General features: G+C 56.0%; 7 protein-coding genes and 1 pseudogene. All 8 read right to left on the bottom strand.

All coding sequences use genetic code 11. From position 1 onward, the window contains the following. Window positions 1-216: transposase (locus F599_RS15275; RefSeq protein WP_156022043.1), on the bottom strand; the 216-nt coding region annotated here is incomplete at its 3' end. A 48-nt stretch (window positions 217-264) separates the two neighbouring features. Next, a complete protein-coding gene (locus tag F599_RS14990; RefSeq protein WP_019543878.1) occupies window positions 265-1,149 on the bottom strand; it encodes an EF-hand domain-containing protein in 885 nt (294 codons plus the stop codon). A gap of 2 nt (window positions 1,150-1,151) precedes the next feature. Further along, entirely contained in the window at window positions 1,152-1,736 is a 585-nt protein-coding gene (locus F599_RS15675) for a hypothetical protein (protein WP_156022042.1), read from the bottom strand. Between the two features lie 205 nt (window positions 1,737-1,941). Further along, on the bottom strand, window positions 1,942-2,586 hold the full coding sequence (locus F599_RS14985; RefSeq protein ID WP_019543877.1) for a carboxypeptidase-like regulatory domain-containing protein: 645 nt from the start codon (window positions 2,584-2,586) through the stop codon (window positions 1,942-1,944). A gap of 267 nt (window positions 2,587-2,853) precedes the next feature. Continuing rightward, window positions 2,854-3,912: an asparaginase gene (locus tag F599_RS14480; protein ID WP_019543876.1), complete on the bottom strand. Its 1,059-nt coding sequence runs from the start codon at window positions 3,910-3,912 to the stop codon at window positions 2,854-2,856. Between the two features lie 96 nt (window positions 3,913-4,008). Further along, window positions 4,009-5,046, bottom strand: a complete 1,038-nt coding sequence (locus tag F599_RS0112695) for a LacI family DNA-binding transcriptional regulator (RefSeq protein ID WP_019543875.1) — start codon at window positions 5,044-5,046, stop codon at window positions 4,009-4,011. A gap of 240 nt (window positions 5,047-5,286) precedes the next feature. Further along, window positions 5,287-6,801, bottom strand: a complete 1,515-nt coding sequence (gene galT / locus F599_RS0112690) for a UDP-glucose--hexose-1-phosphate uridylyltransferase (protein ID WP_020700597.1) — start codon at window positions 6,799-6,801, stop codon at window positions 5,287-5,289. Window positions 6,802-7,040: 239 nt separating this feature from the next. After that, a pseudogene (locus F599_RS16115) lies at window positions 7,041-7,192 on the bottom strand (UDP-glucose 4-epimerase GalE); the annotation flags it as partial.

The raw sequence follows: 7,192 nt of genomic DNA, 5'->3' as shown, positions 1-7,192 counted from the left end.
ACGCAACTGACGTTTCTCTTCGTCTTCTTTATGGAGTTTCCCGCTGCCGACAAAAGGCTGCTCGGGATGCTTCATGTACCGCTGCTTCCAGGTATAAAGCGAATTTACATTTATATCCAGCTCACGAGCTACTTGACTGGCAGGAATGCCACTCATTACACGCTTGACTGCTTCTTCCTTAAATTCATTGCTATAGGTCTTTTGTTTCGTGGACACTATCTCATCACCTCATGGTCTTATTTTACCATTCGTTTATAGTGTCCATCAAACGGGGTATAGGCCAACCGTCTCTTCCTTCTTCTCCGCGACGGAGAGGCTCGTGATGCCAAGGCTGTCTAAGCTTGCAAGCGTACCTTCCCCATTCTCATTGACGGTGAGGACTTGGATCGCTTTCCATTTTGCATCCCGGGCATCGACGACCCCATCCCTGTTCTCATCCAAATCCCGAAGGGCAGCAAAGCCGTCTCTGGCCGTCTTGCCATTGGCAAGCTTCATCTGGTCGCCAAAGAGTTCAGTTCCGTCATCGATCTTCCCATTGCCATTGAGATCCATGACGAGCATCCCCTGATCCCTGCCGATGAAATAAGTAGATTCCGCAAAGCCATCGCCGTTGTAATCGAAATTCGCCATATTTTCCAGTCCAGAAAGATGCGGCTCCATTTTCGACAGATTCAAGACTAAGGGATCGATAGAGAACCAGCCGGACAAAGGATTATTCCCATCATTTCCTAGGATATAGGTATTCGCATAAAACAGCGCAAGATTTCCACCTGCTAGCAACAATCTGGCCGACCGATCATAGGGCGTAAAAACGAGCAGGCTGCCCGTAATCCCTACAAGGTCTCCACCGATCTTGAGCCCATCTGCCATCAAGCGCCCTTTGCTCGCACCATTCCTATAGTCGTTCGCCATATTAAAGCCGTCGAGCCCGAGGCCCTTGAAACCTATCCAAAGTCCTATCGCCGGAGAGCCTTTCCGCATCCCTCCTAGGGACGCGGCATCCAAGGCAAGGGCAAGCCCTGTGTTGAAATTCAGTGTGTTTGCGGCGGACTTACCATATTCTTTTCTTATATTGTCAAAAACATTCCACCCATCGATGATATAGTCTATAGATCCTAAATCCTTGTTAAACACCTCCACTTTACTCATTTTTAATTACGCTCCTCTCTTAATGCTTGTTCAATACACAATAAATATATTACTCCAAGCAAGGCCATCCACCCCAATTGTTTTATAAATTCATCTAATCTCCAAATCCATATATATGAGTTTGCGTCTTCCAAGGAACAAATCAGTTTACCTTGATATTCGAGCTGGTAAACATATCTATCTCCGGATGTTGTAAGTACGTAAAAAACTGTAATTTCTTCCTCACAAAAATTTATAATTTTTGTATGATATATACATGGACTAAAATCAACAGGCCATCGTTCGCCATCTGATTTGGTAAAATACGGACTTATATATCTTCCACTACTAAAATGCAAAACGCCAGAGGCTTCATGTAGCTGATATGGCTCTGCCTGCTGCGGCATACTAGAGAAAAAAGATATGAGCGATAATATCGTCACTCCACCGCAAAACATTCCCCATATTCTATAATCTTTATAATTTCCACCTCTTTTTTGTATTCTCTTATGCAAATATAACATAATAAAACACAACGTTATCACTGCACATAACATCCACAATATCCCAGAATTCATAAAACACGCATGCTGCAACTGCTCCCACATGTTCACCTACTCCTGCCCCCTCGCGTCAATACCTGATTGCATAAGGTACAGTAAAACTACCTAGAGCCATCATCCAGAATTCCCATTTCATCAGAGAACTTCCCTAGAAAAAACGAAACAACTGCTACACCGCCTAAAGGCAATGCTACGAGCAGCTATTTCCTGAGTGAAGGAAGCACTCAGGACATCGGCCTCTTCGCGCAAATCATTCTTCCCCCAGTGTATAATCCCTTGCAAAGCCGCCCTTGAGCCACTCCTTCTCACGGCACGTTTGGTACCCATCCTTTGTGACAATTACCCAATAGTACACGTCATCGGCAGGGATCGTTGCCTTGTAGTTCCCGTTTTCATCGGTTTCAACTGTCGTGACGCCTTTGGTGCCGCCAGCTGCTTCAAAGGATACTTTCGCTCGATGCAGCGGATTGCCAGCGCGATCCGTTACCTTGCCGCTGACGTAATCATGATGGAGTTTCAAGTTCAGCACCCGCTCTTTCTCATACAGGCTGACACGATCTCGGACGGTTCTCCAGCCTTCTCCAGTGACCGTCAGGAAGAAACTCGACTTCCTTCCCAGTACGTTCAAGCGATAGTTGCCATTCGCATCCGTATACGTAGACCACGAACCGCCTTTACCTGATTGAATGACAACTTTGATCCCGCTCAACGGCACCTGTTCCTCATCGACGATTTTCCCTACGACCATCACTGCCAGGTTGTCCGAGCTGCTGCCAGCGCCGCCAAAGATATCGCCTAGAACATTCCCCCAGTTGCTGGCTTGCGCTGTTCCAGTATATGTGCCACATAGGAAACAGACACTCAGCAAGACAACCAAACACCACTTCATTTTCATAGCACATCTCCCTTTCAACGTAGAAATCTTCATTCATGAAAATATCAAGATAATTTTATCTTATCATAAAAAATGTGTTTTATCTATAAAAACATCCTCTATTCATTAGAAAGTTTCTCACAATGTCATCTCCCTGAGGAATATGATGCCTTAAATAAGAAATCCATATAAAAAATAACGGCATGTGTCCTCACATACCGTTATGATATCATAAAAATTTACTATACTATGATATTGTCGACTGTAACTTATGTTTCAACGCGTCCGCTAAGAGAGGGACGGACGATCCCCTCCCTCTCCTGCCCTTCCTAGCTCGATCATCGTCTTCGGTACGAGCGCCTCGATCGGCAGGTCGCCGGCGGATTCGGCGCCGTGGCGGGCGGCGAGGACGCCCATTTCGTAGGTGTCGAGATGGACGCCGCCCGTCGTGCATTGTGTCGCACAGAGGACGCGGATGCCGCGTGCGCGCAGGGCGTCGATGGCGGGGAGAAAGTTCCGCGGCGAGGCGGCGGTCGGGACGCCGCCGGCGCCGTAGCCTTCGATGATGACGGCGCGCGCGCCCGCGTCGGCGAGCAGCGTGAGCAGGCGCGGCGGAGTCCCGGGGACGAGCTTCAGGACGGCGACGCGTTCGTCGAGCGCCGTCTGCGGGGCGAAGGGCGCGCGCCGCAGGGACTTCGCCGCTGCTTCCTCTCGCACCGGTGCGTTTGCCGCCATTCGGATTTCCTCGGCTGCGCTCGTGTCTGCCATTGCCTGATTCTCCGCCATCTGCCAGGAGAGGGCGCCGCTCTCGCCGTCGAAGGTTCCGAGCTGCGGCCGGCCGATGCTGCGGAAGGCGTCGCGCGCGGTGCTGTCCACTTTCTTCACGGCGTTGCCCGCGATGATGCGTCCGGCGAAGGCCTGATAGACGCCCGCGCGCCCAGAGGCGGCGACGGCGAAGGCGCCGCGCAGGTTCGCTTTGGCGTCCGTCCCCGCCGCCGTGAGCGGCAGCATCGAGCCCGTGAGCGCGACGGGCACGCCGATGCCACGCAGCATGTAGTAGAGCGCGCCCGCCGTGTAGCCCATCGTATCGGTGCCGTGCGTGAGGACGAACCCGTCGTACTGACCGCAGCGCTCTGCGATGGCCTGGGCCATACGCTGCCAGTGCGCGGGCAGGAGGTTGCTGCTGTCGAGGGAGAAAAGTTCGATTGTGTCGATCTCACCGAAGCGCACAAGCTCCGGCACGGCGCGCAGGAGCTCCGCGCCCGTAAGCACAGGGCGCAGCCCGTCAGCGCCCTCCTCGCAGACGATGGTACCGCCTGTCGCGAGCAAGCAAATGTGTTTCTTCATGGTGATGTCCTTTCTGCCGCCGGCCTGCCCATTGCGCCGCCGTCAGGCAGCGGAGCGCAACAGCGCTGCTTTCCCGTGCCAGATCATCCCGCACGTTCAGCCTTCCATGCGCATGGGCGCGCGTCCCGTCGTCTCGCGCTTCACGAGCACGTTGTCGAGCGTGATGCGCTTGCACGGGCCGTTCTCGATGCGCTCGATGAGAAGCTGCGCCGCGTTGCTGCCGAGGCGGAACATATTCTGATCCATCGTCGTGAGCTTCGGCGAGACATAGCGCGCGAGCGCGATGTTATCGAATCCCATGACGGAGATGTCGTCTGGCACGCGCAGGTTGAGCGCCTTGCAGGCATTGAGCGCACCGACGCCCATGAGGTCGTTGCAGCAGAAGACGGCCGTCGCGTCCGTCTGCGGCAGCGCCCCCAGGAGTGTCTGCTGCGTGTCATCGACGGTCTCGGCACTGTTGCCCTCGCCGATATTGACGATGTATTTATCCGGCTGAATGCCGCGGCCGCGCATGACGACGCGGAACGTATCCTCCTTGATCTGGTAGGAATCGGAGTTCGCGCCGCGCACGAAAAGGATACGCTGGTGACCGAGCTGCATGAGGTGGCGCAGCGCCTCCTGCGTGCCGAGCGCCTCGTCATTCCCGACGTAGGAGACGTCGGGAATGTAGTGATAAGCATTGATGAAGACGAGCGGCGTGCGGCGCACGAGCTGTGTGTAGAAGCTCTCCTTGATGTGCGCGGTGTTCGGACTGATGACGATGATACCGCTGACATTGCGCGAGACGAGCGCCGTGATGCATTTCATCTCCTGCTTGGGATCGTTCTTCGCGCAGTTCAGCAGCAGCGAGTAGGCATCCTGACGCAGGTAGTCCTCGATGCCATCGATGACCTGCGCGAAAAACATGTTGTAGAGCCCTGGCACGACGACGCCGATCGTCGAGGAGCGCCGCGTGTTGAGCTCCCGCGCCTGCACGTTCGGCACGTAGTCAAGCTCCCTGATGGCGTCCTGCACGCGCGTGCGCGTCTCCTCCTTGACGGGATAATTGGCGTTGACAACGCGGGAGACCGTCGCGACGGACACACCCGCGAGCTTCGCCACATCCACGATGGTTGCTTTGCGTTTCTGTTCCAATTCTCGTCTTCCTTTCCATACGGCAAAAGGGGTTGCCGCGTCTTCCGGCAGCCCCTTCCTCCTGCAGCTTTCTGCTGCTTAAGGAACCACTGATGAATTCAGCACTCCGTCTTCACGCGTCTGCGCTGTCCTCTCGTCGTCGACAAACCTCAGCGTAGCTTCGACTACGCCTGCGGTTTGTCTCCAAAGAGTACAGCGCATCTACGCAAATTCAGGGCACCTCATTTAATCAACGCCTCCTTAATTTTTCGTCACGACCTGCATGAAGCGGTCAAACGCCGCCATGCCCTCCGGCGTGCGCTTGAAAACGCCGGCGTGCGTGAGCACCGTCTCGAAGACCTTGCCGATCTCATACTGGAGCACCTTGTCGATGCTGTCGGCATCCGCCTCCGGATGCTTTGCGCGGATTTCCTTGTACCAGTCGGCATGGCTCTCCAGCCCATCGATGCCGCTGATGTCCTCCGTGCCCTTGAGCCACTCTGCCTTGAGCTCCGCCATCTCACTCTTGAGACGCGCGGGCAGCACAGCGAGCCCCATGACCTCGATGAGGCCGATGTTCTCCTTCTTGATATGATGCACCTCGGCATGCGGATGGAAGATGCCGAGCGGATACTCGTCCGTCGTGCGGTTGTTGCGCAGCACGAGGTCGAGTTCGTAGCCGCGGCCCTTGCGGCGCGCAATCGGCGTGACCGTGTTGTGCGGCGTGCCGTCCGTCTCCGCGAGGATGCCGACGGACGCATCGCTGTACGTGCGCCAGAGGTCGAGGATCTTCGTCGCGAGGTCGACGAGCTGGTCGCGGTCATCGTAGGCGCCTGAGAGACGGATCGCGGACATCGGCCATTTCACGCGGCCCACGCGGATGTCCGGGAACCCAGGCACCGTGTACGTCTTCTCCACGGGCGCCTTCTCCATCGCGAACGTGTAGCGGCCACCCTGGTAGTGGTCATGCGAGAGGATGGAGCCGCCGACGATGGGCAGGTCGGCGTTCGAGCCGAGGAAATAATGCGGCAGGATGGTCACGAAGTCGAGCAGATTCTCGAAGCTGCGGCGGCTGACCTTCATCGGGATATGGCGGCGATTCAGCACGATGCAGTGCTCATTGTAGTAGGTGTACGGCGAGTACTGGAGGAACCAGCGATGCCCGGAGAGCCGGATGGGGATCAGGCGGTGCGTCTCGCGCGCCGGATAGCCGGGACGGCCCGCATAGCCCTCGTTCTCGCGGCAGAGCAGGCATTTGGGATACGTGCTCGCGGGCAGGCTCTTCGCACGCGCGATGTCGCGCGGATCCTTCTCCGGCTTCGAGAGGTTGATGGTGATGTCGAGATCGCCGAACTCCGTCGGCGTCTTCCAGACGATGTTCTTGTCGATGCGGTCCTTGCGGATGTAGTTCGATGCGATGGAGAGCTTGTAGAACTCATCCGTCGCGGCCTTCGGGCTGCGGCCGTAGTCGTTCTGGAACCGGCGGATGACCTCGGACGGGCGCGGCATCACGCAGTCCATGATGCGCGTGTCGAAGAGGTCGCGCTGCTCCGCCGTATCCTCGATGAGCCCCTTGCCCGCCGCGTAGTCGAGCATCTCCTTGAGGACGGGTGTCGCCGTCGGCAGCGTCTCCTCGATGTCGTCCTCCGGCGTGAACTCCGCCACCTTGAGCACATCGAGCAGGCGGTTCGCCACGTAGTAACGATCCTCCTCCTTCATGAGGTTCTTCTGTACCGCAAAATGAATCAGGCGATTGATTTCATGATTGATCGACATCTTCATCCATTCCTTTCTCTCCACGCGGATCATACGAAAAGAGGCTCCCGCACGAAAGCCGCCTTCCCCCTATGGGGAAGGCTTCCATGTGACAGCCCCTCCCTTATATATCATAGATTGTTTACTATGTAAATCCCCAAGAGCGCAAGCCGCAGGCGCAGCGCGATTGGCTGGATTTACTGCAAGGACGGGCGCACAATGTCCACAAAGTGGACGTTTGTGCGTTGAGTTTGTCATGGTCAGTCCTGATACCCGTCCGGGTGCTTCTGATGCCACGTCCAGGCCGTGCCGATGACCTGCTCAACATCCGTATAGCGCGGCTGCCAGCCGAGCACCTTGCGCGCCTTCTCGCTCGAGGCGATGAGCTGCGCGGGGTCGCCGGCGCGGCGCG

The sequence above is a fragment of the Selenomonas bovis DSM 23594 genome (genome assembly GCF_000381005.1).
GTDB classification, from domain to species: Bacteria; Bacillota; Negativicutes; order Selenomonadales; family Selenomonadaceae; genus Selenomonas_C; species Selenomonas_C bovis.
This window is presented reverse-complemented; position numbering and strand designations above follow the sequence as displayed.